The organism is Pseudarthrobacter sp. S3, assembly GCF_050156905.1.
GTDB lineage: Bacteria > Actinomycetota > Actinomycetes > Actinomycetales > Micrococcaceae > Arthrobacter.
Window position 1 is genome coordinate 1257417 of sequence record NZ_CP189583.1, and the last position, 22902, is coordinate 1280318.

The following is a 22902-nucleotide window of genomic DNA, read 5'->3' on the forward strand; positions in this document are numbered from 1 at the left end:
CTCCGTTATTTGATGTAGGAGAAGACGCCAATCATGCCGCGTTCGGCATGGTAGGCGTTGTGGCAGTGCGTGAGCCATTGGCCGGGGTTGTCGGCGTCAAAGATCACCGTAACCGTTTGTTTGGGCCGGACGATGACGGTGTCCTTCCGGGCGCCGTCCGCCCCAACCTGGAAGGTGTGCCCGTGCAGGTGCATCGGGTGCCACATGTCCGTTTCGTTGACGAACCTCACCTTAACCCTCTCGCCGGCTTTGATCTCGAAGGCATTCCGGAACGGGTCGTTCATGTCGAATCGGCCGTTGTTGATGCCCCAGTCGTACTGCATCATGCCGCCGGTGAGCCGGAGCTCGTGGGTCCGGTCCGGGGTTTTCGGGGCGAAGCTGACACTGGGGTCCGCCTTGAGTTGGCCGCCGTCGACGACGGTGCCGTCCAAAGTGAACGGCAGCGTCGCAGCGGGCGGTTGCTTGCCGGAGCCGGTGCTGATGAATCCCAAGGCCTGCCCGGTCTTGCCCTCTGGCAGCGCAAGTACCGGAGTGAACCCCTCAGGGACGGTCAGCAGGGCGTCGATGCGTTCGCCCATGCCGAGCACGACGGCGTCGACGTCCCGGTGCTGCACCGGGAATCCGTCGGTGTGCGTGAGAGTGAGCGTACGCCCGGGGACGCCGACGCGGTAGGCGGTATCGCCGGCGGCGTTGATGATCCGGAGCCGGATGACATCCCCGGCCTTGGCGGCAAGGACGTCAGCTTCGTCCGGCGCCTTGGTATTGAAGAGGTGGAGCGGGAAGCGGACATCACCGGCGTCGCCGCCGAGGAAATCGCTGCGGGCACCCATCAGCATGTGACTCGTTCCCATGCCCGATGCTCCGCCGCTGGTGGAGGGTTCCGGGGTTGAGCCCATGGAGCCGTGGTCCATGCCGGGCCTGGAGGTCCCGGACATAGCCCCGCCAGACATGGACATTCCGCCGGAGAGTTCTTCCAGGACTTCGTCAGGGGTGCCGGTGATGCCGTCCAGCCAGTCGTCAAGCACGATCACCCAGTCCTGGTCGTAGATGAGTTTTTCGGCCGGGTCCTCGATAATGAGCGCACCGTAGAGGGCCCGTTCGCGCTGCATCTCGACGTGGGAGTGATACCAGTAGGTGCCGGGGTGTGGCAGCAGGAATTCATAGTCGAACCCGGCCCCGGCTGCGGTCGGGGCCTGGGTGACGTGTGGGACGCCGTCCTGGTCGTTCCGCAGCGCCAGGCCGTGCCAGTGGATGCTGGTCGGATCCTTCAGGCCGTTGGCCAGGCCGACCTGGAGCCGGTCACCTGCCACGGCGCGGATGGTGGGGGCGCTGAGTCCGCCGTTATAGCCCCAGGTCGTGACGGGCTTCCCCGCAACAGTGGTTTGGAATGATGCCGCTTTCAAATCCTGTGTCACGGTTGTTCCGCTGAACGCCCGTCGGGCCTCGTAATCGGCGACGGCGGCATCAGTGGGCAGGACCCGGTCCGGCAGGTCTGCCGGGGGCTGGGTGTTGGTGCAGGCTGCGAGGGCCGCGGCGGCGGCCGTGGCGGCGGACAGGCCCATAAAACGGCGCCGGTCCAGGTGGTAATCGGTGCGAATGCTCATGTGAAGTCCTTCGTAGGGGGTTCTGGAGACGCCGGTGCGCACCGGATCAGTCCGCGTCTGAGGGCCGGAATGACGCCCCGCCGTCCTTCGACACGATCACACCCTTTGAGGTGGCGGCCCAGATCCACGGCTTTCCGTCCGTGCCTTCCGTTGCGGTAATGGCCTGAACCTCGCCGCTGACGGCGCCCGTCTGTTCCCAGGACACGCCGGCGTCGGGGGAGTAGTACACGGTCCCGTCCGGTGCGACGCCGACGGCCTTGCCGGCGCTCGCAAACGAGGCGAACTGAATCACAGGTGCCGCCTCGTTCAGCGTCCAGGTGGTTCCGCCATCGGTCGAGCGCTGCACGCCCTTCTGGGTGGTGGCGAGGACGGCGTCGCCGGCGGGATGAGCGGCCAACACAGCGGGCACGAAGTCGACGGCGGCCGTCTGCCACGTTTCGCCGTCGACACTGGTCCGAAGTGTCCCGTCGAAGGCCACGATGCCGGATTTTGTGGCGGCCAGGGCGTGGAAGTCGGATTGCTTCTGCCGTGAGAGTTGCTGCCAGGTCCTGCCGCCGTCAGTGCTCTTGATCAGGCCGAGCGGATTGGGCAGGTCCGAGCCTGCGCCAGGGTGCCCCGAAGCGTAGAACACGTCCGGGTCACCGGCCGCGGTGAATCCCATGTAGTCATTGGTTGGTCCGATCTTGACGGCAGGGTTCCGGGACATGTCGAACAGGCCCTCGTGGGTGGCCAGGAGCACCTGACCGGTTTCGCCGTTGACGCTCAGCCCATGGACGTGGGCGCTCGGCAGTCCGGGCGCCGCGCCGGCTGCTGGGGCTGTTGCTGATCCACCTCCGGAGGGCGAATCGGTGGCTGCCGGGGTGCAGGCGGAAAGAGCAACAATCAGGGCTGCTGCCGCGGCTGCCGCGGCTGCCGCTGCTGTCCTGGCGGAGACGGGCGGGCGCTGGCGGGAGGTAAAAGACATAGGGGGCTCCAAACGAAGACGGGAAAAGTCAGGGAATACATGCGCCGGTCCGCTGCGGGGACCGGCGCGTCTACAGCGCTGGCTAGAGGGAGCCGAGCAGAATCTGCATTTCCTCGATTTCTGCCTGCTGGGCCGCGATGATCTCCTTGCCCAGCGCCAGCGCGTCGGCATTCTGGCCGTCGGCCCCCTCAGTCCGGGCCATCATCACGGCCCCCTGGTGGTGCGCGATCATCTGGGTCAGGAACAACCTGGCCGCGTCCGCGCCCTGCGCGGCCTGGAGCTTGGCCGTGTCTTCCCCGTCCACCATCCCGGACATGCTGTGACCGGCGGCCATCTGTTCGGGCTCATTCCATGACTTCAGCCACCCGGTCATGGTGCTGATCTCCGGGGCCTGGGCGGCCTTGATTTTGGTGGCAAGGGCCGTGACCTGCGGATCAATGTCAGGCTTCTGGAGGATGATGTCGCTCATCTCCACAGCCTGGCTGTGGTGCGGGACCATGCCCTGAACGAACATGATGTCGGCCGCGTTCGGAGTCACGGTGTCGAGCGGGGCGGCGGTCGCCGGCATGCTGGAACTGCCGTGGTCCATGCCGGGCATGCTGCTGCCGGCAGTTCCGGTCCCGGCCGAGCAGCCGGCAAGGGCCAAAGTGGCTGCGAGGACGGTGGCGGAAATTGTCAGGGTTTTCGTCATGGGAATCTTGATCCTTCAAGGTGATTGCGGAAACAACGCTGGGCGGGAACGGTCACCGTCCAGCGACTCGAGCCCTGGCAAAGAGGGCGAGTTATAAAGGGCTGCGCGCCAGTTAACGGTGGCGCGGCACACACCTTTACGTTCGGCTGATGCAGAGGTCGCCCGGCGAAGGAGTCGTGGGCAGGAATGAATAGTCAGCGTGGCCGGACGGTTGTCCGGCGCCGGATACATTCCCAAAGGGTGTGCTGCCGGGCAGCGGGGCTAACAGCGATCCGGTTCCCGGTGACGGGACGCAGCCGGCATCCATGCCCGCCATCTCGGCGCACCCGCCGGATCCGGTGCATGAAGCGGCAGGGTCCGGCGGTGTTGGAGCCGACGTTGTATCGGCGACGTGGTGGCCGGTGTGGGCATCAGGTGCACGCGCTACGGAATAGGTGTCGGCGGCGTGTATGGCTCCGGCAGCGGCCATGGAATGCGTGCCAGGCACGAAGTGCATCCCGAAGATCCCGGAGATGAGGGCCAATAGCCCAGCCAGGAGGCCCGCACGGCGGAGGAGGGCCGGGAAACGGCGTAGCAGTGTTGTTAGCATGCAAGTTCCTCCTTTCGCGCGGGATCAACTCAATAAGGGTACTCGTGGGGTGGTTCCGCAACCCCATGTCTCTAACGTAGCCGGAGGCTGATCAGTTCCGACCGGTCGACGCACCTCGCGGCGGGAGTGGGCCCGTGAGGGACGTCTGGTAATACCCCCGAAAGTGAGTCTCCTCGCCCTACCGCCGGGGCCGTGTTGCAAGCGGAGAATGGCCCTACTTGCGGTGTCCCATATCTCTCCGCCGTGGGTATAGGGGCTTCGTCGTAGCCCTATTCCAGGAGGAACCCATGAACGTCAAACGCACCTCTGCCGCAGTGAGTGCCGCCGTACTGGTTGTGCTCTTCAGAGGCGCCGTCCCCGCATCCGCCGAGATTTCCAACAGTCACGCTGCCTGCACCGGACTTGGCATCTCGGATCATGCCGTCACGGACGGCCCAGGTGCCGTTCCCGAGATTATCAAAGAAATAAAAGGGGCGGCCGCCTACTATGGCTTCGCTAACTCGGGCCAGGTTGTGAGCAGGTTCTCTAAGGTCCATACAGGCACGCACGCGCCGGGCTGCGAGGAAGCCATTGTGGAAATCCTTGTCGCCGGACCATAACGTGTGGGTCATGCCCTGAACCGCACTGACCGGGCTGGAACGGTAATGGCCCCGCCAGCAGCGCGATGCTGCGGACGGGGCCATTTACGCGGTTGCCTGATGATGCAGATGGTCGCTTAGGCGCGGACCTTGGTGTGTCCCTTGCTGAGGACCATGGCCAAGGCGATCATGCCGACGCCGAGCAGCAGGTGCAGAACGTTGTCGAAGCCGTTCAGCGGCACGAAGTTCCCAGCCGATTCCTGGGGGACCACCAGGCCGTAGACGAACAGCACCAGATAGATGACGCCGCCGTAGAGGAGGAACGAACGGGCACCGGTGGCGGACTTGGCCAAGGCGATGCCCGCTGCGCCGAATAGCAGGTGGACCACGTTGTGCAGGACAGATACCTGGAACAGGCCCAGCAGCATTGCCTCGGAATCGTGTCCCGCGAAATGCAGCTCGCCGAAGTTGGCCGTCAGGCCCGGCACGAAGCCGAGGACGCCGACCAGCAGGAACACGGCGCCGACAACCATGGATGCCTTCTGGACGTTGGTGCGGGCTACCGTGCCGGTGTGGGTGTGTGTGGCCATGATGATCTCCTGATGCGATATGGGTTTGCGGATCAGCGGGTTGTGCTTACCTGCCAAACCGTTGGGTTATGCCTGCAATTCGGGGCTGGCATGCAACCCGGATGGCTCATTCGCAAAATTTTGTGTAGTCGGCCGGGGCACCAGCGGACTTCGACGAGGCCCATCATTCCCTGGTCCTCGTGATCGAGGATTTAGCAGGGTCCACTCTTCCACGGTCTGCGCGGCCACGACGGTGTCCGTCCGGCTTGCGTTGAATACCCGGCCGTTGATGGTGAGTCTCATCATTCCCGTCCCCATCCCCAATCCGCCGACGCCGGGGGTCAGCTGCCGGTGCGCGGCAACCACCGCGGTCCTTAGGTCTGCCGGTGCCGGCCCCATCAGGCCGGCCATGCTGCAACCCTCCGTTGGCGCGCGCTGTGCAGCGCATCTGGTTCGGTGAAGTCCGCGCCTGCAATCGGGGAGAACCGGGAACTGGCCGTCCACCAGAGCCCGGCTCCGCCGGCGGCCGTGGCTCTGCCCGCGCCAAACAGGCGCACCGCAACCACCACAAGCAGGGCTGTCCCGACGAGCAGGAGTATGCCCCACAGCCACATCGTCCAGCCCATATTCATGCCGTAATCCCACATCATGAGGGCGCCTTTCGCTGGGAGCCATTGACGCTGCGATCTCCGGCAGTTTCCCGCCGGCCGGAAGGGTTCGAAGGCTCCTAGCTCAAAGAACTTTTTTGTGCGACGTTTCGACCGGGCTCACCTTCCGTGGACTTCGTACCGGGCCTTGCCGCCGTGCTTGGCCCGGTACATGGCCGAATCGGCCTGCCGCAGCAGCTCCGTCACGTCCGCCGTGTCCGCGGTGCGCTGGGCGACGCCCATGCTCAGCGACCCCCGCAGTGACCGGTCACCGATCATGAACGGCTCGCTCAGAGCCTCGTAGATCCGCTCGGCAACAGGCCCCGTGGCCGGAGTGCCGTCGTCGTTATCCAGAACGACGACGGCGAACTCGTCGCCGCCCAGCCGTGCCACCAGGTCGTGGCTGCGGACGCTGGCCCGCAGCCGCTCGGCCAGCTGGGCGAGCAGCGCGTCGCCGCCTTCATGGCCGAGGGAATCGTTGACGTCCTTGAAATCGTCGATGTCGATGAACAGCAGGCCCTCGTGCCGGGTCCGGCGGTTGCTGTCCGGCTCGAAGGATGCCAGAAGTCGCTCCGCCAAGGCCGCCCGGTTCGCGAGCCCGGTGAGGTCATCGTGTGTTGCCCGATAGGTCAATGCCTTGTGGCTGTTCTGGAGCGCCGCGGCCATGCCGTTGAAGGCCACCGCCACCTCGCCGAGTTCGTCCCGCCGGGCCACGTCCAGGCGGTGGCCGTAATCGCCGGACTGCAGCTTCAGGACGCCCCGGCGCAGGCTGTTGACGGGCCGCATCAGGTCCTTGACCATTCGGCGCCGGAAGTACAGGGTGGCGACGATGGCCACAACGAAGAGACCGAACCGGCCAATCACCAGGAATCCCTGGAGCTCTCGCGTGTCCACGAGCCCCCGGTTCAGTGCCTGGAGGGAGGCCTGCTGGACGGCGGCCAGCTGCGTACGCACGCTCGCGCTTGCCGCGGCAAAGGCAGGTGCGTCAGCGACGTTGTTTCCTGTGAGGTTAAGTACCTGGTCGCCCCAGAGACCTGCCTTCTCCAGTCCGGCCTGCCAGTCCTGCCGTGCCGCGGACAGGGCCTCGGACCGGCCTTCGTCCACAGCTTTGACCGCGGCGGCTGCCCGGTAGAGCTCCTCAATGTCCTGCTGTTCCCGGAAAAAGGCCTCCCTGTTCACGGGAGCCGCCGCAAGTAACTGGTGCCCCAGTTGCTCATGCGCCTCAAGGGCTGCCTCCAGGTCCGCGACGCTGCCGTACTCGGCCTGGAGCCGTCCGTTCGCAGCTTCCATCTCGTTCACCACGAACCGGACGCCGACAACGGTGACCGCTGCGCCGAGGAACAGGGCCAGCAGCATGAGCGTGAATGCCCCGGACCATTCACGCTGCAGGCTGTACGAGCGCGGCGGGGCAGAGGCCTTAGCCACGGGTGGGCTTCGGCGGGCCCGACCACAGGAAGGCATGGTTCTCAGGCGGTGCAGTCATAGCGCAGGAATCCATGGCGTCCTCGGGCCGGGGTGATGTTATGCCAAACGTACACGGAGCCACAGACAAATTCGGTGGCGTATTGCGGGCCGGGCCGGATAATTACGGGCGCCTCCAATCAAGGTCGAACCAGCTAGGCTGCTCAGCAGTGTGCCAACGGGCCACCGAACAGGTCCGTGGCAGACCAGGCGGCCGCGGCAGTGCCGTCCGAATCACGTACGAGTTCCCGAGGCCCGTTGTGATTCCCGGCGGTGCTTTACTTCTCGTTTTGACCTTCCACCCTTCATGGGGTGGGGGCCGGTTCCCCTTGATCGGGAACGGGTTAAACCCCCGTCCCTACACACGAGATTATTCCTGTCATCCGCAGCCCCGCCAGCAGTCCCGGCTGGTCCTTCCGAGGCCTTGCTTTCGGACGCCGGCCGGTCCTTACTGATGGAAGGAGCCCGGGCCATCCGGCAGAAATCTGCTGCTTGGCTGCACCAGGTTCCTGCCGCACGGACTGGTTCCCTGTGTCGCAACGGGGAGCCGGCCAGCGGTTCCGCGCAGTGACTACGGGAGGGAAAAACCGATGTTCGCGAGAGTCAGCACGTACAAGACCGGCCCCGAGACGGTCTCAGACACCCCTACGGAAGACATCGTCAGCAGGGTGCGCCAGATCCCCGGGTGCAAGGGGATCTACTACCTGAGCGGGAAAGAGACAGACAAGGCCATCTCCATCACCCTTTGGGATACCGAGGAAGCCATGACCGCAAGCCGCCAAGAAGCAAACAAAATCCGCAAAGAGAACAGTGATGAGGAAAAAACGGAGATCGTCGCAGTGGAAGAATTCGAAGTCACCGTGAGCAGCCTCAACGACTGACCGCGAACCGTTCCAGCGCCCAGTCCCAGCGAATCAGCTCCTGCTCCAGCCTGACAGCGGTCCCGAAGGCGTCATTGCGGAGTCCTTCATAGAGTGCGGATTCGTCAGGAGTCAGCCGGCTCAACACAGCCTTCGACGGCGACGGCTCGCTGGCCCAGGCATCGCGGTGGGCCAGCAGCGTGGCCTCGTCCATCAACACGCTGGCCACGTGCGGGTGGACGGCGCGGAGCTGGTCCAGGATCCGGAACCCATGCGTGTCCAGGTCGCCCCAGTACAGGACCTCGCAGTTCCGCAGCCACCCGGCGTCCCGCAGCGACGAGAAACCATACCCGGCACCGTAGATGGCCAGCGTGTCCGGGCGTTCCGGGAGGGCCAGGAAGTTGACCAGGTTCTCGGTGATCATCACCGTGCGGGCGGGCAGCTGCAGGGTGCTGAACGCCTCCGCGGTGACGGTCAGGTCCCGCGCCTGGCCCAGCCGCGCCATGCCGGGATCCAGCAGGCGGAACCTGACCAGCTCGGGCGGGTGCAGGAAGCCATGGGCTGCCGCGAAGCGCGCCGCCGGGGTACGTGCGGCGCTCTGGCCCAGCAGGGATCCGGGGGAGGCCTGGGCGTCGGCCAGCGGCCCGCCGTTACCGGCATCAGCTTGCGGGTCGGGTTCGGCACGTAGCTCCGTCACGAGCTCATCGATAACCTTCCTGTGGTTCTCGATGAACTTGGTGTGCACGCCGGGAACGCTCAGCTGCCGCACGTAGATGCCTGGCCCGGGATTGTCCTGCAGCCACAGGGCCACGCGGGCAGCGGTTAGCGCGTCGGCACCGAGTTCCAGCAGCTTGAGCGGCCGCTTCAGGGCCCACCCGCGGAACAACGAGTGCAGCGAGGCCAGACTCCCGGCGAGCTCCACGAACCGGGCTGCGTCCTTCGCCTTACCGATAAAGCCGATCTCGTCCTCCACAGCGGCAAAGACCGCCGCCGCCGGCAGGTGGTTGGCCCCCACCGTGGTGCGCCCCACTTCCGCGGTTTCCAGGCTGAACGGACCCACTGCGCCGAACAGCTCCGCCGCCCATGCGCTCGCCGCAGCATAGTCACTCCGGAGCGTCCCCGCCGTCGGACGTTTCAACGGACGACGGCGGGGGTACAGTACGCCCGGTTCCAGCACCTCGCGGAGCAGCGCCCCGCTGCCCCAGGACTTCAGCGACTGCGCCCGCAGGTCAGCCACCGTGGTCCAACCCTGTGCAGGCTGTTTAGGCACGCCGGGCCCGCTCGTCGCGGTACTCCTGGATGGTCATGTTCCGCAGCTGCGAATCGTCGCCGTTGGTGTTGGCCACGAACCCCACATGGGACACAAAGGGTTCGATCACATGGATCTTCTGCAGGGGAGTGACGATCAGCAGCTGCAGCTTCATCCGCTGGAACAGCTCCAGCCCGTACCGCGCGGACTCGTCGGAGCCGCGGCCGAACGCCTCATCGATCACCACGAACCGGAAGCTGCGCCCACTGCCGGCATTCTTCCCGGCGCTCTTGCCGGACGCCAGCCCGAACTGGAATGCCAGGGCGGCCGCGAGGATGGTGTAGGCGAGCTTCTCCTTCTGGCCGCCGGACTTGCCGCCGGAGTCCGTGAAGTGCTCGAACTCCTCGCCGGTTTCGGTCCACTTCTCCGCGGCGGAAAACGTGAACCAGTTCCGGACGTCCGTGACCTTGGCGGTCCAGCGCTCGTCGAGGGTGGTGTAGCCGTCCCGGCCCCGGAACCGCTCAATCAGGCGCTCTACCTGCAGGTACTTCTGCTCGGAGTACTGGTCATCGTCGCCGATGGTCCCCTCCGAGCAGGCCCGCAGGTCCAGGCCGAACTGCCGTACGTCCAGGTCGGTGCTGTTCTGGTGCTCCAGCTGGATGTGCCGGCCGGCGTTGTACTCAATCCCGGCTAGGGACAGGTTGATTTCGCCGATCCGGTTCACGATGTCCTGCCGGCGGCTGTCCAGGAACGCGTTGAACGCCACCACCTCGTGGATGGTGTTCTGGTTCAGGGATTCCTTGAAGTGGGCTTCGAAGCGCGGGAGATCGTTGCTGACCAGCTGCTCCAAGAGTTTGCCGAAGTCGACGGCGGACTCGAGGGCGGCGTCGATCTCCGTGGTCTCGTTCTGATATTTGTTCCGGAACTCAGCCATCAGCCGGACAGTTTTCTCGGCGGCCCGGGCGATCTGCTTGGACAGTGCGTCAATTGTGTCGGTCAGCCCGTTCCGGACGGCGCTTTCCACCGTGCCCGTGTTCTTGTAGGTGAGCGGCTTGCCGGCGAGTTCCGCGGCGGCGAGCCGGGCGACGGCGGCCAACAGTCCGCCGTCGTCCGTTAACGGTGTCTCCCGCAGGACGTCGTGGCAGTCCTCGATCGCCTCGACGATGTCCTTGGCCGCGCCTTCGTTGGAGCCGATCCGGCGTTGGATATCATCAGCCCGCACCTGCAGGCGTTCCAGCTTTCCGGAGAGCTCGGCTTCCTTCGCCGTCAGCTGCCGTAGTACGTCGCTGGTGGACTCCAGCTGGGCCTTTTCCGCTTTGAGCTCCTCGATGCGGCGTGCGGTGAGCTGCCAGCTCAGCTCGGCGAAGTCAGACACCGCCCCGATGATGCCCAACTGCTGGTTCTGCCTGCCAATGGCGCCCAGGGAATCGTTGACCCGGGACAGCTGGCCGGCCAGTACGCTGAGCTGGCCCTGGACCTCGTCCCGTTCCGCACGGAAGCGGCTGATCTTGTCCAGGTTGTCCCAGCCCAGGACGTAATTCCGGCGGTCCGACAGTTCCTGCCGGTCGTCCTTCTCGTGCCGGCCGCGGCCGCCCTTGAGCTGGCCGTTGGCGGTGAGGGCCTTGGAGCGGCGGCGGAAGTCCTCCAGGGTGTCGCAGCAGAAGTAGTCGAAGCGGCTGCTGAGCTCATCCAGCAGGAAATTGCGGAACGGCGTCCCCTGCTTGATGGCGATCTTCGCCGCCAGCGTGCCCGCCTCGGCCGGCTTCGGCGCGTACGATTCGCCGATCTTCAGGTACACCAGCCGGCCGCGCAGGTTATTCCCGTCCACCCAGCCGCTCACCGCAGCGTAGCGCTCCGAGGGCACCAGCAGCGACAGCGCAAAGCCGCGCAGGGTGCGTTCGGCGGCGCCTTCCCAGGCCGCTTCGCCATCGCGGACGCGCAGCAGCTCGCCCGCGTACGGCAGGTCGGACTCCACGATACCGGTCCCCTCGCACAGACGACGGCGGAGTTCCACCTGGGGCCGCGGCAGCAGGTTGGGTCGCGCCTGCAGGCTGGTCAGCTCCGCGGCGACGTCCGCGGCGCGGCCGGTGAGCACGGTACGCGTCATGCTCAGCTCGGTGCGGCTGTCCTGAACTTCGCTGGCTGTGGTAGCGAGCTCCTTTTCGACGTCCGCGAGCCTGACCCGGTTGTCGTCAAACTGGACGCGGTCAGCGGGGGCCTGCAGGCCGAGGTCCGCCGCAGCTTCGGCGTATTTTTCGAATCGTACCCGCTGGGACCGGGACTCCTCGCCCAGCCGTGCGGCCTCTGCCTCGATGGCGGCCAGCCGGCCGCCGCCGTTGCTGCGGATGTCCTCCTTGACGGCGGCCAAGTCCAAGCGGAGCTGGGTGATTTCGGTAGCCAGCTTGCCGCTGTCCTCCTGCAGCCGCAAGCCGGTGTTCCGCAGTTCCGCCTGGTGCTCGATGCTCAGCTGCAGCTTCTGGTCCGTGAACCAGGGGTGCAGCTGGTCCCGCTGCTGGCGGGCGAATTCATCGTCCCGGCTCAGGGCTGTGTGCTGCGCCGCGCCCTCGGTGATGGGGGTGAGCAGCCCGATCTGGTCCTTGGCCCGCAGGACGGCGTCGTGGGCCTTCTTCAGGTCGTCGAAGTGATGGATGAGGTTGCCGATCCGGGCCTCGACGTCGTCTTCCTCGAGCATGTTGGTCCGCACGAAATTGGTGATGTTCTCCACCTGCTTCATGGACACCGTGCGGTGGAACAGCTCCATCGCCTGATTGCCGCTGATGCCGAACTGCCGCTTGAACGCCGCCGCGTAGGGCTCGAAGGTTTCATGGATGGACGCCCCCGCGGCCCGGAGCTGCTTCTTCAGCTTCGCGGGGTCCTGGCCGAAGTTGGCGAAGTCCCCGGCGATGGACTGCTCGCCCTCCAGCAGCGAGTAGAAGCGGTTCGGCTGGCCGGCTTCCTGGGTGGCCCAGAGGGTGATGGCCAGAGTGATTGATTTGCCCAGGACGGCGTTGTGGAAGACGCCCAGAACCACGGTGAGCTTGCCGGTGCCGCGCAGCGCCACAGGCTTGGAGTATTCGCCGCCGGCACTGCGGGTGCTCTTGTGGAAGCCCCGGACGTAGCTCATCAGGGTGCGTTCCTTCTTCTGCGCGCCCGCGGCCTTGTTGTACTCGATCCTGTTGGCCGGCAGCAGAAGGGTGGTGATCGCATCCACCACGGTGGACTTCCCGGAGCCGATGTCGCCGGTCAGCAGGCTGTTGGAACCGTCCAGCCGGAACGTCCGCACCTCCCGATGGAAGGTGCCCCAGTTGAGCAGCTCCAGACGGTGCAGCCGGAACCCCGGGGGAGTGCCGGCGTCGTCCGCTTTTTCATCGAGGCTGAACAGCATCTCCTGCTCGTCTGTCCCGCCTTTAACTGCGGTTGCCGTCTCGGTGCTCATATGCGGTCCTCTTCCTTACTGCCGGTACCGGTTCCGGTGAGCGAAGCGCGGTAATCGGACAGCCGCGCGTCGAATTCCTCCAGCCACTGGGCATCCACGTATGCCTTCAGGATCCGCGCGACCTCGTACGTGCCCGTCTGGCCGCGCAGTTTCCGCAGGAAGCCCAGCTCCACCACCTTCTTGATGTTGGTGCCGAGCTGGTCCAGGATCCGAGCCTCGTTGCTGGATTCGGGCAGGAAGACGGCCACCATGTCCGCAATGTCCTGATCCGTCATGATCAGGCGCAGTTCGCTGCTGTTGGTGTCGAATTCGAGCATCCGGCCGCGGAGCAGCGCCAGGAGGAGGCTGACGTTGAAGGTGAGCGGGCGGCGTGGGATGAGCCGCGGAAGTGTGCCGTCCGGATCCTCGCGCGATTTCAGGAACGCGTAACCCTCTGACTCGTCCAGGATCAGGTCAAGGCCCAGCACGGCCACGTAGTCGCGGACGTGCGAGGACAGGCCCAGCAGCGACTGCCAGATCTTCTCGTCGGACTCGGCGTACACCACGCCCTTGAAGAGCTTGGTGACGACGCCGGGAAGTTCCTCGGGCGTGTGTGTTTCGGGTGCGTCTGTGGTGGTCATGCGGGCCTCACAAAAATGATCTGTTCGACGGTGGCTTCCCGGATGCTGCCGTCCGGGAGCTGCCAGGACAACTGCTGTGACTCGTCCGGGTTGATGGCGGCCCACTCGGATTCGGTGGCCAACTGGTAGTAGGCGACGATTTCGGCCAGCCCCTGGGAGAGCGGATGGGCGGATGCTACTTCGCCGAGCGTGGCCTGTTCGGTGCCGGCCAGGACGTCGTCAATGTTGGACTTCAGCCGTTCCGTGTCCACGTGGAACTGGCTGAAGAGGGCGCCGGCGTCCACTTCAGTATCGTCTGCCGCCACCACGACGTCGTCCACCATGATCCGCCGGCTCGGCTCATATAGCGGCCGTTCGAAGGGGAGCGCGACCTCGACGGACTGAGCCGCAATCTCCAGGAAAACGCCCGACGGCGGCACCTCCCGGGTACCCAGGGCGCCGGATTCTATGCTGCGGACCAGCTGCATGATGCGCTTGTTCTCCAGGAACACCTTGTCATCGAGGAGCCGGCGCATCTGCTGCGAGAGCTGGCGGACTGTGGCCTGGGTCTGCTCGACGGCGGGCAGCCAGTCCTGGTGCAGGTTGGTCACGGCGTGCAGATTGTCCAGTTTGGCGAGGGCGTCGATCTGGGTGGCCCGGTGCAGCAAGTCCCGCAGTTCGGTACGGAGCTGCGGGGACATCAGGTAGTCCCAGAAGCCCTGGAACGTGCGGCCCTGGAGCGAGCCGCTGATGTCCTGCTGGTTGGCGAAAATGGAGGCCAGTAGCTCGCCCTGGGAGCCGTCCCAGGTGGCGATCTGCTCCCGGACCTGCCGGTCAAGCTTCCGGAAGTTCTGCTCCACCTCGCGGAAATCGGAGAGCAGGTCCTTGGCCAGGGTGGTCAGCTGCTGGAAGTGGTCCAGGGCTTCGGGGCCGGTCATCACCCGGATGTTGCCGTCCTTGATCCGCTGCATCTCGGCGTCGATCCCGTCCCGCTGACGCTGGAGCTCGGCGAGCCTTACCTCCGGATCGGTTTCGGACTGCTGGACCAGCGCCTTCAGGACGGCGAAAATGCTGGTCAGCCTGGACTGGGTGGCCACGAAGTCCCGGCCGCTCAGGCTCTCCACCCAGCGGACCACGTCCTCGGCGGCGGCCGTGAGATCGTAGCGCGGCTCGTCCTGGCCCGGGACGTAATATTTCCGCAGCCACGCGCGTTCCGGGGCAGCCCACTCGTCCAGGTACTCCGCGGCCGGGCGGGGGTATTTGTCTTCGCCGAAGACTTCGCGGAGGCCGAATAGGACATCATCGAGGTGGTCGATGAGCTCTTGCCGGCCGATGTCCCGTTGGTTGGGCCCGGTGAAGGCTTTGATGAAGAAACTGACGGCCAGCGGGGCGTTCTGAGCGCGGAGCAGGGACCACCCCGCGTGGTTCTCGCGCAGTGCGTTGATGGCGTAGAAATCCATGGTGTCCTCGGTGCGGGGCTGTTGTTTCTAAGCTACACGGGGGCGGTGACAATTTCCGGACGTTCAGTCCTGCCTCGACGGCGGCGGCCTTCAGCCCGGCGTCATAGGCCACCACAACGTCGGACTGCAGCCGGATGGCTGCGGCCAGATGAATGGCGTCGGCACTGCGGAGCTTGCCGGCAGGGCCGCCGCGTACATAAGGTCCGAGCGGACAAGATCGACCAGGTTGATGGCCCCCAACACCGTATTGACGGGCTCGCCGGGAAATCCGCGGCGATGGGCCGCGCAATGGAGTTCCGTATGGAGCTGCATCGAAGCCACCAACTGGTGGCCCTGGGCCGCAGCCGATGAGATGTATTGGGCGGCCGCGGATGACTCTCGCTCTTGGACCACCAGCTTGAGGACAGCCGATGTGTCCACGTAGATGATCAACGGTCCCCGCGCAGGTCAGCCAGGATCTCAGCCGTGCCGGCTTCGGGCGTGACGCGCGGCAGTGCCTGGAAATCGACCGGGCCCTTCGTGGCCGGGCGGACCTGGCCCGCCAGCAGCAGCCGCTCAAAGGGTGATGCCGACGGCGGGATCAGCGTTGCGGCTACCTCGCCGTTGTTCGTGACGTCGATGGTTGCGCAGTTCCCGATCGTAAGGATCAACCACCGTGGGTTTCGAGCGGATCGGTTTCGACGGGCTCAACCACCGCGCCGACTCCGGCCTGCGCCCAGTGCCGCCGGAGCAATTCAGCCAGCCGCTCGGGCTCGATCCGGTGTGGTGGGTCGAAATGGTGGCGCTTGGGGAAGACCTCCAGATGGAAGTCCGGGAAGAAGACCCTTGACAGCCGGCTGGCAATATCGCCGTAGTCGTCGGGATTGCTCAGGCCGCCGAGGGCGAAGAAGACGGGCTGGCGAAAGGCGGCCAAACGCGCCCTCTCCAGGTCGTAGGTTTTGAAGGTCCGCAGGAACGCCCTGATACCCGCGGGCCGTTTGGCCATCCACGCCGGCGGGGGATCGGCCGGCGGCGGAAGGGCGACGTCGGGCTTAACTCCCAGCCTCATGAAGGCGGGCATGAACTGCTCGGGCGGGAGTGTTTCCAGCTGCTCGTACTGTTTCCAGAGTGCGGTGTGGGCAGGGCTCCAGTCCCAGTTCCCGGCCCAGGCCGGCTCCAGCAGCGCCAGGCTCAGCAGTCTTTCAGGATGCTTGGCAGCGAACGCCAGCGCCACCGCCCCGCCACCTGAGTAGCCTGCCAAATGGAACGACTCCCATCCCCGGGCATCGGCTTCGCGCAGCACGCCGTCGATCTCTGTGTCCAGGGTCCAGTCCGCCGGCGGCTCATCGTCCGTGTAGAGCTCGAGATCCTTGGCGATTGCCTCGACGTCCGGACCGAGGGCTGCAATGAGTCCGCCGTAGGCGGCCTGGGCCGGAAGTACAGAACCCGGTAGAAGAATGGTCCGAATTGGTTCCATGGAAGAAGGCTACGCCGGGGTTTCGACGGGCTCAACCATCAGCCTTGGTGGCCGGTGGTAAATGGTTCTGAAAATCTCCTGTACAGTTGATCTTGTTGTTGTGTTTATGCAGTTGGTAATTCAGGCAGTACGCGCGGTCGAAAGTCCGCGTCTTTCTGAAGTAGCGGTTTTGAACACCCCACACCGGAGGACCCGAAAGTCGGGATTGTTCCTCCACCTTCACGAAGGACAAAAAATAATGGCTACTGGTACCGTCAAATGGTTTAACGCTGAAAAGGGCTTCGGCTTCATTTCCCCCGATGACTCCTCACAGGACGTTTTCGCTCACTACTCCGCGATCGCCTCTTCCGGCTTCCGCTCACTCGAAGAGAACCAGAAGGTTTCCTTCGAAACCGAGCAGGGCCCCAAGGGTCCCCAGGCCGTCAACATCCAGGCACTCTAATTCTTTAGAGATTCTGGGGCCTTAGGGTTTCATTTTCAAAGCAGGGCCGGTCATTTGACCGGCCCTGCTTTTGTTAACGGCAAACCCTCACTGGTCCGGGTTTGGGTCCCGCACATCCCGTTCGCCGATATCGGCAGCACCCAGCGCGGCCGCGGCTGGGCTATGCGTGGTTTCGTGCGCGCGGATGCTGAGCTCGGGGTGGTGCAGGTCCAGGGCGGGACGCTCCGAACGGATCCGGGGCAGCGAGGTGAAGTTGTGCCGCGGCGGCGGGCAGGAGGTAGCCCACTCAAGCGAGGCCCCGAAGCCCCACGGGTCATCCACCTCAACGCGTTCGGAGCTCCGCGACGTGAGGTAAACGTTCCAGAAAAACGGAATCATCGAGGCGCCGAGCAGGAAGGAGCCGATGGTGGAGAACTGGTTCATCCAGGCGAAGTTGTCCTCCACCAGATAGTCGGCGTAGCGGCGGGGCATGCCCATGACCCCCAGCCAGTGCTGGATGAGGAACGTGCCGTGGAAGCCGAGGAACAGCATCCAGAAGTGGATCTTTCCGAGGCGCTCGTTGAGCATCTTGCCGGTGAATTTTGGCCACCAGAAGTAGAAGCCTGCGAACATCGCGAACACCACCGTGCCGAACACCACGTAGTGGAAGTGCGCCACCACAAAGTAGGAGTCAGAGACGTGGAAGTCCAGCGGCGGCGACGCCAGGATGATGCCGGTCAGGCCGCCGAAGAGGAACGTGATGAGGAAGCCTAGGCTCCACAGCATGGGAGTCTCGAACGTCAGGGACCCCCGCCACATGGTGCCGATCCAGTTAAAGAACTTCACGCCGGTGGGGACCGCGATGAGCATGGTCATGAAGGAGAAGAACGGCAGCAGGACCGAACCGGTCACGTACATGTGGTGCGCCCATACAGTCATGGACAGGGCTGCGATGGAGATGGTCGCGTAGATCAGGCCTTTGTAGCCGAAGATCGGCTTGCGGCTGAAGACCGGGAAGATCTCGGACACGATGCCGAAGAACGGCAGCGCGATGATGTACACCTCGGGATGGCCGAAGAACCAGAACAGGTGCTGCCACAGCACCGCGCCGCCGTTCTCCGGATCATAGATGTGTGCACCGAACTTGCGGTCGGCCCCCAGGGCAAACAGGGCCGCCGCGAGCGGCGGGAAGGCCATGATGACCAGGATGGACGTCACCAGGGCGTTCCAGGTGAAGATGGGCATCCGCCACATGGTCAGGCCCGGAGCGCGCATGCAGATGATGGTGGTGATGAAGTTGACCGCACCCAGGATGGTGCCGAATCCGGACAGCGCGAGGCCGAAGACCCAGAGATCACCGCCCACGCCGGGGGTGAACGTGGTGTTGTTCAACGGCGCGTAGGCGAACCAGCCGAACGCAGCAGCGCCCTGGGGGGTGATGAAGCCCGCGACCGCGATGGTGGAGCCGAAGAGGAAGAACCAGAAGGCCAGGGCGTTCAGCCGTGGGAACGCGACGTCGGGGGCGCCGATCTGCAGCGGCATGATGAAGTTGGTGAAGCCGGCGAACAGCGGGGTGGCGAACATCAGCAGCATCATGGTGCCGTGCATCGTGAACAGCTGGTTGTACTGCTCCTTGGTCTGCAGGATCTGCATGCCAGGTTCGAAGAGCTCGGCCCGGATGAGCAGGGCCATAACGCCGGCCAGCATGAAGAACACAAATGAGGCGATCAGGTACATATACCCGATGACCTTGTGGTCGGTGGAGGTGAGCCAGCCGACCACCATGGAGCCTTTACGCAGCGGTACCAGCGGGGGAGCGGCCGTTGAAGCGGTCCCTGTTCGTGAATGTCCGGTGATGGCCATTTTTCACCTCACAGATTAGTCTGCACGGCATGTTTGGACCCTTTGCATGAGCCCCTAAGTGCAGGCTACTCACTTACGCGGCGTCCCGGAAGAGTCAGTGCAGTCCCATCGCATTCCGGACCTCGTCCAGGATGTGGTGGACGGCGGTCTCCGCCGCCACAGCGTCACCGCGGGCCACCGCTGCAGCAACATCCTCGTGGGCCTGCAACGCTTCGTTCCGCGGCTTGAAGGGCATGAGACCCTGTTTGGTCCGGCTGGTGAGCACCTCGGCCACCATGCCCTCCAAGGCGGTGAACATTTCGTTGCCACAGCTTTCGAGCAGCAGGCAGTGGAACTCGATGTCCACCGACAGGAACGCCTCGAGTTCGCCGGCTTCGCCCAGCCGCCGCAGCTCTGCGGCCAGAAAAACCAGCCTGGCCCGTTCAGCCGCGCTCGCCCGTCGGGCAGCACCTGCAGCCGCAATCGGCTCGACGGCGATGCGCAGCTCCGTGAGGCTGCCGTACTGCTCGGCGCGGTTGGCCGAGGCGAGGCGCCACCTCACCAGCTTGGGATCATAAACATTCCACAGCCCGCGCTCCTGCACCACGATGCCCACCCGCCGCCGTGAGTACACCAGGTTCATGGATTCGAGCACTTTCATAGTGTCCCGCGCGACAGTGCGGGAAATCCCGTACTCCAGCTGGATGCCCTCAAGCGTAAGCCGGCTTCCCGGTGGGAGGCTTCCGGATGCGATGGCGACGCCAACCGACTCCAGAACGCGTTCATGCATCGCGGGGGAAGCCCCGCCGTCGTCCGCGGTATCCGCGTGGTCCACTGTCGCCGTCGACATGTTTCCTGCCTCTCTATGCGCCGCAGCGCACTCACAGGATACCGAAGATTAAGCCAAAGGTATGACTTGTGACACTCAAAGATAGTATCTATGGTTCCAAATGGTGATACCTTATCTCCCGGCGCAGTTCCCTGTGAGGTGCGCTTAGAGAGTTCTTCACTTAGCCAACGGCGTCTTCGGAGGTAAACATGCAGTATCCAGCCACGCACCTGGTGGTGATGGGCGTTGCCGGTTCCGGCAAGTCCACCATTGCGGCAGCTCTTTCCCAGCAGCTTGGCTGGGCCTGTGCCGAAGCGGACGAGTTCCACCCCCAGTCCAACATCGACAGGATGACCCAGGGCATTCCCCTGCAGGACGAGGACCGCTGGCCCTGGTTGCAGGAAATCCAGAACTGGATGAGCGCCCATGCCGCTGCCGGGGAAAGCACCGTGCTCACCTGCTCCGCGCTCAAGCTCAGCTATCGCCGCTTGCTCTCCGAAGCACAGGGCCGGGTCCTGTTCATCCACCTCGACGGCGGTGCCGACCTGATCGGCCAGCGTATGCAGGGCCGCGAAGGCCATTTCATGCCGACCACCCTCCTGCCCAGCCAGCTGGCCACCCTGGAACCTCTGACCGACCAGGAACTTGCCGCCGGCAGCCTCCGCCTGGACATCTCCAACTCCCCGGAAAAGATCGTCGCCGCCGCGCTGGCAGGCCTCACGCTTCCCGCCCAGGCGGAACTCACCGACTGCTGAGCCCGCCCAAATTTTCACAAACCCCAATAAATTCTGTTTCAAAGGAGAACCATGGTCATCGAAGGATGGACCCAGACGCTGGGCGCAGGACCGCTGCTGCTCATCGCAACAGCAGCGATCGTCGTACTGCTGTTCCTGATCATCAAGCTGCGGATGCACGCGCTGATCGCCCTGATCGCGGTCAGCCTCGCGACGGCATTTTCCACCGGAATCCCTGCCAACCAGGTGGTACCGGTGCTGATAAACGGGTTCGGCACAACCCTGGGCACCGTGGCCCTACTCGTTGGCCTGGGCGCAATGCTCGGCCGCATCGTTGAAACCAGCGGCGGTGCCAAAGTGCTGGCGGACTACCTGATCGGTGTCTTCGGTGAAAAGCGTGCACCGTTCGCCCTGGGCCTCGCCTCCCTGATCTTCGGCTTCCCCATCTTCTTCGACGCCGGCCTGGTAGTTATGCTGCCCGTGGTGTTTGCCGTGGCCCACCGCCTGGGCGGGGGAGTGCTGCGCTACGGACTCCCGGCCGCCGGTGCATTCTCCGTGATGCACATCTTCCTGCCGCCGCACCCGGGTCCGGTCTCGGCTGCCGCCTTCTTTGATGCCAATATCGGCCTGGTCCTGATTGCCGGTCTCATCGCCGCCATCCCCACCTGGTATGTCACCGCCTACCTGTTCGGCCTCTGGACCGGCAAAAAACTGGTCCTCCCGGTACCGGAAATCCTGGGCCACGCCAGCGCCGAAGCCGAGTCCAACCCGCCGCGTTTCCGCACCATCATCGGCCTCCTGCTCCTGCCGCTCGTCCTGATCTTCATCAACACCGGCCTGAACACCCTCGCGTCCTCCGGCGTCCTGGACGCAGCCGTCAAGAAGGAGCAGTGGTTCCAGGTCCTGCGCACCATCGGCGAAACCCCGGTGGCCCTGCTGATCGCCGTGCTCGTGGCCATGTTTGTGCTCGGCGCCCGCCGCGGCACCGAGGCCGGTGCCCTGGAGAAGCTGCTCGAATCCTCGCTGGGCCCGGTCTGCTCCGTCATCCTGATCACCGGCGCCGGTGGCATGTTCGGCGGCGTGCTCCGTGCATCCGGCATCGGTGCCGCGCTGGCAGATGTCCTGGGCAGCCTGGGCATCCCGCTGATCCTGGCCGGGTTCCTTATCGCCGCCATCCTGCGCATCGCCCAGGGTTCGGCAACCGTGGCCCTGACCACCACTGCGGGCCTTATCGCCCCGGCCGTAGCGCTGGCGGGACTAAACGGCATGCAGGTCGCCGCCCTGGTCATCGCCGTGGCGGCAGGCTCCGTGGTGGTCTCCCACGTCAACGACTCCGGCTTCTGGCTGGTGGGCCGTTTCTTCGGCATGGACGTCAAAACCACGCTGAAGACCTGGACCGTCATGGAAACGCTGATCGGTGTTATGGGCTTCGCCATCGCGGCGGTCATCTTCCTGCTCGCCGGCGTGGCAGGTTAGCGATCTGACTCCAGCCACGGCTGCCTGAAGTACGACGGCGGGGCGTCCAGGGAAAATCTGGCCCCCCGCCGTCGTCGTACTCCCGGGCGCCGCTACTTGCGGGGTTTGGCTGCCTTGGGCGCTTTCGGCGCTTTGGGCGGGAGCTCCGCGACGTATTCGAAGGCCTTCCCCACCCAGGCCTTTGCCCGTGCATCGTCACCGCCGGCGTTCCACATCTCCGGGAGTCCGGTGTAGCCGCCCATGGGCCGCTCCGCCGGGCCGAACGGGATTGTCGGCTGGGTGCTTTCGAGCTCCTGCCGGTCGGCGTCGGCGAGCTTCACCCCGATGGTGGAGCCGAACAGTCCGGCAAACATGTTGCCGTTGACGAAGGCGCCCAGGTTGCCGAACATCGGCTTGACCACCACCTCAGGTATGTCCGGCACTACGGAGCGGAACCGCTCCTTGGCTTCGTCGGATGCTTTGGCCATCTCCATGGTGATTCTCCCAGGGTCGAGGTGTGATTCTTTGGGCAGCTTATGCCCGTTAGGGCGCTGGCGACAGAATTGCCTACCGCTAGGCTGGCAGGAGTCCGCACCCACTTCTCAGGTTCCCACCCCAACCAAAGGACATCCCTTGACCCAACGCACCATTGTGATCACCGGCGCCAGCGACGGCATCGGCGCGGCAGCCGCGAAGACGCTGACGCAGGCAGGCGACCGGGTGGTCGTCGTCGGCCGTTCCGAGGAGAAGACCAAGGCCATCGCGAAGGAGCTCAACGCCGACTATTTCGTCAGCGACTTCGCCGACCTGGGCCAGGTCCGCACCCTCGCCGCGCAGCTGAAAGACGACTATGAACGGATCGATGTCCTGGCCAACAACGCCGGAGGCATCATGGGCAAGCACCACCTCACGGTGGACGGCAACGAATCCACCTTCCAGATCAACCACCTGGCGCCGTTCCTGCTCACCACCGAGCTGATGGACGTCCTCACCGCCAGCAATGCCAAGGTCATCAACACCGCAAGCGCCGCCAACGGCTTCGGCAAAATGGATCTCTTCGACCTCAAATCGGAGCACAGTTACTCCACCAACCGCGCCTACGGCACGGCCAAACTCGCCAACATCCTCTTCACGTCCGAGCTGCACCGCCGCTTCGGCGAGCAGGGAATCACGACGGCGGCGTTCCACCCGGGCGTAGTCCGCACCAACTTCGCGGCAGCGTCCACCAGCCCCATGCGGCACGCCTACAAGACGCTGCTCAACCGCTTTATGCTCACCCCGGACCAGGGTGCCGACACCCTGCTCTGGCTCATCAACGGCACCGCCGGCACCGACTGGATCTCCGGCGCCTACTACGCCAAGCGCGCCTTGGCGAAGGCTAACGCACAGGCGTACGACGCCGAGCTGGCGCAGGGTCTGTGGGAGGCAAGCGAGGCGCTCGTCGCACGCTAAGCCGGG

The 22902-nt window shown here is 64.9% G+C and carries 23 protein-coding genes; 6 read left to right on the top strand and 17 right to left on the bottom strand.

Annotated elements, in window-relative coordinates; genetic code table 11:
- Positions 1-5 precede the first annotated feature (5 nt).
- The 4 genes from ACQCSV_RS06090 to ACQCSV_RS06105 form a co-directional block, all read right to left on the bottom strand.
- Positions 6-1604, bottom strand: coding sequence for a multicopper oxidase family protein (locus ACQCSV_RS06090; protein WP_426939333.1), 1599 nt, complete (start codon positions 1602-1604; stop codon positions 6-8).
- 46 nt (positions 1605-1650) lie between these two features.
- A complete protein-coding gene (locus tag ACQCSV_RS06095; RefSeq protein ID WP_354154020.1) occupies positions 1651-2568 on the bottom strand; it encodes a F510_1955 family glycosylhydrolase in 918 nt (305 codons plus the stop codon).
- A gap of 82 nt (positions 2569-2650) precedes the next feature.
- Positions 2651-3259, bottom strand: coding sequence for a DUF305 domain-containing protein (locus tag ACQCSV_RS06100; protein ID WP_354154019.1), 609 nt, complete (start codon positions 3257-3259; stop codon positions 2651-2653).
- A 136-nt stretch (positions 3260-3395) separates the two neighbouring features.
- Positions 3396-3848: a hypothetical protein gene (locus tag ACQCSV_RS06105; RefSeq protein WP_354154018.1), complete on the bottom strand. Its 453-nt coding sequence runs from the start codon at positions 3846-3848 to the stop codon at positions 3396-3398.
- Between the two features lie 287 nt (positions 3849-4135).
- Here ACQCSV_RS06105 and ACQCSV_RS06110 point away from each other — a divergent pair, with 287 nt between their 5' ends.
- Positions 4136-4447 (top strand): hypothetical protein, encoded by a 312-nt coding sequence (locus ACQCSV_RS06110; RefSeq protein ID WP_354154017.1) that lies wholly within the window; start codon positions 4136-4138, stop codon positions 4445-4447.
- 116 nt (positions 4448-4563) lie between these two features.
- On the opposite strand, the gene ACQCSV_RS06115 is transcribed toward ACQCSV_RS06110, so the two are convergent.
- The 3 genes from ACQCSV_RS06115 to ACQCSV_RS06125 form a co-directional block, all read right to left on the bottom strand.
- The gene (locus ACQCSV_RS06115; protein WP_354154016.1) at positions 4564-5016 is read right to left on the bottom strand and encodes a DUF4383 domain-containing protein; all 453 of its coding nucleotides are present in this window, start codon (positions 5014-5016) and stop codon (positions 4564-4566) included.
- Positions 5017-5393: 377 nt separating this feature from the next.
- Entirely contained in the window at positions 5394-5645 is a 252-nt protein-coding gene (locus ACQCSV_RS06120; RefSeq protein ID WP_354154015.1) for a hypothetical protein, read from the bottom strand.
- A gap of 117 nt (positions 5646-5762) precedes the next feature.
- Positions 5763-7067, bottom strand: a complete 1305-nt coding sequence (locus ACQCSV_RS06125) for a diguanylate cyclase domain-containing protein (protein ID WP_426939334.1) — start codon at positions 7065-7067, stop codon at positions 5763-5765.
- A 626-nt stretch (positions 7068-7693) separates the two neighbouring features.
- On the opposite strand from ACQCSV_RS06125, the gene ACQCSV_RS06130 reads away from it, so the two are divergent.
- Entirely contained in the window at positions 7694-7984 is a 291-nt protein-coding gene (locus tag ACQCSV_RS06130; RefSeq protein ID WP_282331002.1) for an antibiotic biosynthesis monooxygenase, read from the top strand.
- Here ACQCSV_RS06130 and ACQCSV_RS06135 read toward each other — a convergent pair.
- The 7 genes from ACQCSV_RS06135 to ACQCSV_RS06165 form a co-directional block, all read right to left on the bottom strand.
- Complete coding sequence (locus tag ACQCSV_RS06135) at positions 7974-9233, bottom strand: Wadjet anti-phage system protein JetD domain-containing protein (protein WP_426939335.1); 1260 nt, start codon at positions 9231-9233, stop codon at positions 7974-7976. The two genes, ACQCSV_RS06130 and ACQCSV_RS06135, sit on opposite strands and share 11 nt — an antisense overlap.
- The gene (locus ACQCSV_RS06140) at positions 9226-12648 is read right to left on the bottom strand and encodes an ATP-binding protein (protein ID WP_426939336.1); all 3423 of its coding nucleotides are present in this window, start codon (positions 12646-12648) and stop codon (positions 9226-9228) included. The genes ACQCSV_RS06135 and ACQCSV_RS06140 overlap by 8 nt, the downstream gene beginning before the upstream one ends.
- Positions 12645-13268, bottom strand: a complete 624-nt coding sequence (locus ACQCSV_RS06145) for a DUF4194 domain-containing protein (protein ID WP_426939337.1) — start codon at positions 13266-13268, stop codon at positions 12645-12647. The genes ACQCSV_RS06140 and ACQCSV_RS06145 overlap by 4 nt, the downstream gene beginning before the upstream one ends.
- The gene (locus ACQCSV_RS06150; protein WP_426939338.1) at positions 13265-14707 is read right to left on the bottom strand and encodes a DUF3375 domain-containing protein; all 1443 of its coding nucleotides are present in this window, start codon (positions 14705-14707) and stop codon (positions 13265-13267) included. Before ACQCSV_RS06150 ends, ACQCSV_RS06145 begins: the two co-directional genes overlap by 4 nt.
- A 90-nt stretch (positions 14708-14797) precedes the next feature.
- Complete coding sequence (locus tag ACQCSV_RS06155; RefSeq protein ID WP_426939339.1) at positions 14798-15127, bottom strand: hypothetical protein; 330 nt, start codon at positions 15125-15127, stop codon at positions 14798-14800.
- An 8-nt stretch (positions 15128-15135) separates the two neighbouring features.
- The gene (locus tag ACQCSV_RS06160) at positions 15136-15357 is read right to left on the bottom strand and encodes a prevent-host-death protein antitoxin of TAS system (protein ID WP_426939340.1); all 222 of its coding nucleotides are present in this window, start codon (positions 15355-15357) and stop codon (positions 15136-15138) included.
- The gene (locus ACQCSV_RS06165) at positions 15354-16163 is read right to left on the bottom strand and encodes an alpha/beta fold hydrolase (RefSeq protein ID WP_426939341.1); all 810 of its coding nucleotides are present in this window, start codon (positions 16161-16163) and stop codon (positions 15354-15356) included. Before ACQCSV_RS06165 ends, ACQCSV_RS06160 begins: the two co-directional genes overlap by 4 nt.
- Before the next feature lie 238 nt (positions 16164-16401).
- Here ACQCSV_RS06165 and ACQCSV_RS06170 point away from each other — a divergent pair, with 238 nt between their 5' ends.
- Positions 16402-16605, top strand: coding sequence for a cold-shock protein (locus tag ACQCSV_RS06170; protein ID WP_024365339.1), 204 nt, complete (start codon positions 16402-16404; stop codon positions 16603-16605).
- Between the two features lie 87 nt (positions 16606-16692).
- On the opposite strand, the gene ctaD is transcribed toward ACQCSV_RS06170, so the two are convergent.
- Together ctaD and ACQCSV_RS06180 are read right to left on the bottom strand one after the other, a co-directional pair.
- Positions 16693-18447: an aa3-type cytochrome oxidase subunit I gene (gene ctaD / locus ACQCSV_RS06175; RefSeq protein ID WP_354224429.1), complete on the bottom strand. Its 1755-nt coding sequence runs from the start codon at positions 18445-18447 to the stop codon at positions 16693-16695.
- 94 nt (positions 18448-18541) lie between these two features.
- Positions 18542-19276, bottom strand: coding sequence for a FadR/GntR family transcriptional regulator (locus tag ACQCSV_RS06180; RefSeq protein WP_193340323.1), 735 nt, complete (start codon positions 19274-19276; stop codon positions 18542-18544).
- Between the two features lie 188 nt (positions 19277-19464).
- Between ACQCSV_RS06180 and ACQCSV_RS06185 the strand changes: the two genes are divergently transcribed.
- Both ACQCSV_RS06185 and ACQCSV_RS06190 read left to right on the top strand, forming a co-directional pair.
- Complete coding sequence (locus tag ACQCSV_RS06185; RefSeq protein WP_426939342.1) at positions 19465-20010, top strand: gluconokinase; 546 nt, start codon at positions 19465-19467, stop codon at positions 20008-20010.
- 51 nt (positions 20011-20061) lie between these two features.
- On the top strand, positions 20062-21465 hold the full coding sequence (locus ACQCSV_RS06190) for a GntP family permease (RefSeq protein ID WP_354154003.1): 1404 nt from the start codon (positions 20062-20064) through the stop codon (positions 21463-21465).
- 92 nt (positions 21466-21557) lie between these two features.
- Here the strand turns inward: ACQCSV_RS06190 and ACQCSV_RS06195 are convergent, their stop codons facing one another.
- The gene (locus ACQCSV_RS06195; RefSeq protein ID WP_354154002.1) at positions 21558-21938 is read right to left on the bottom strand and encodes a TfoX/Sxy family protein; all 381 of its coding nucleotides are present in this window, start codon (positions 21936-21938) and stop codon (positions 21558-21560) included.
- A 139-nt stretch (positions 21939-22077) separates the two neighbouring features.
- Between ACQCSV_RS06195 and ACQCSV_RS06200 the strand changes: the two genes are divergently transcribed.
- Positions 22078-22896: an SDR family NAD(P)-dependent oxidoreductase gene (locus ACQCSV_RS06200; protein ID WP_426939343.1), complete on the top strand. Its 819-nt coding sequence runs from the start codon at positions 22078-22080 to the stop codon at positions 22894-22896.
- Positions 22897-22902: the final 6 nt, after the last annotated feature.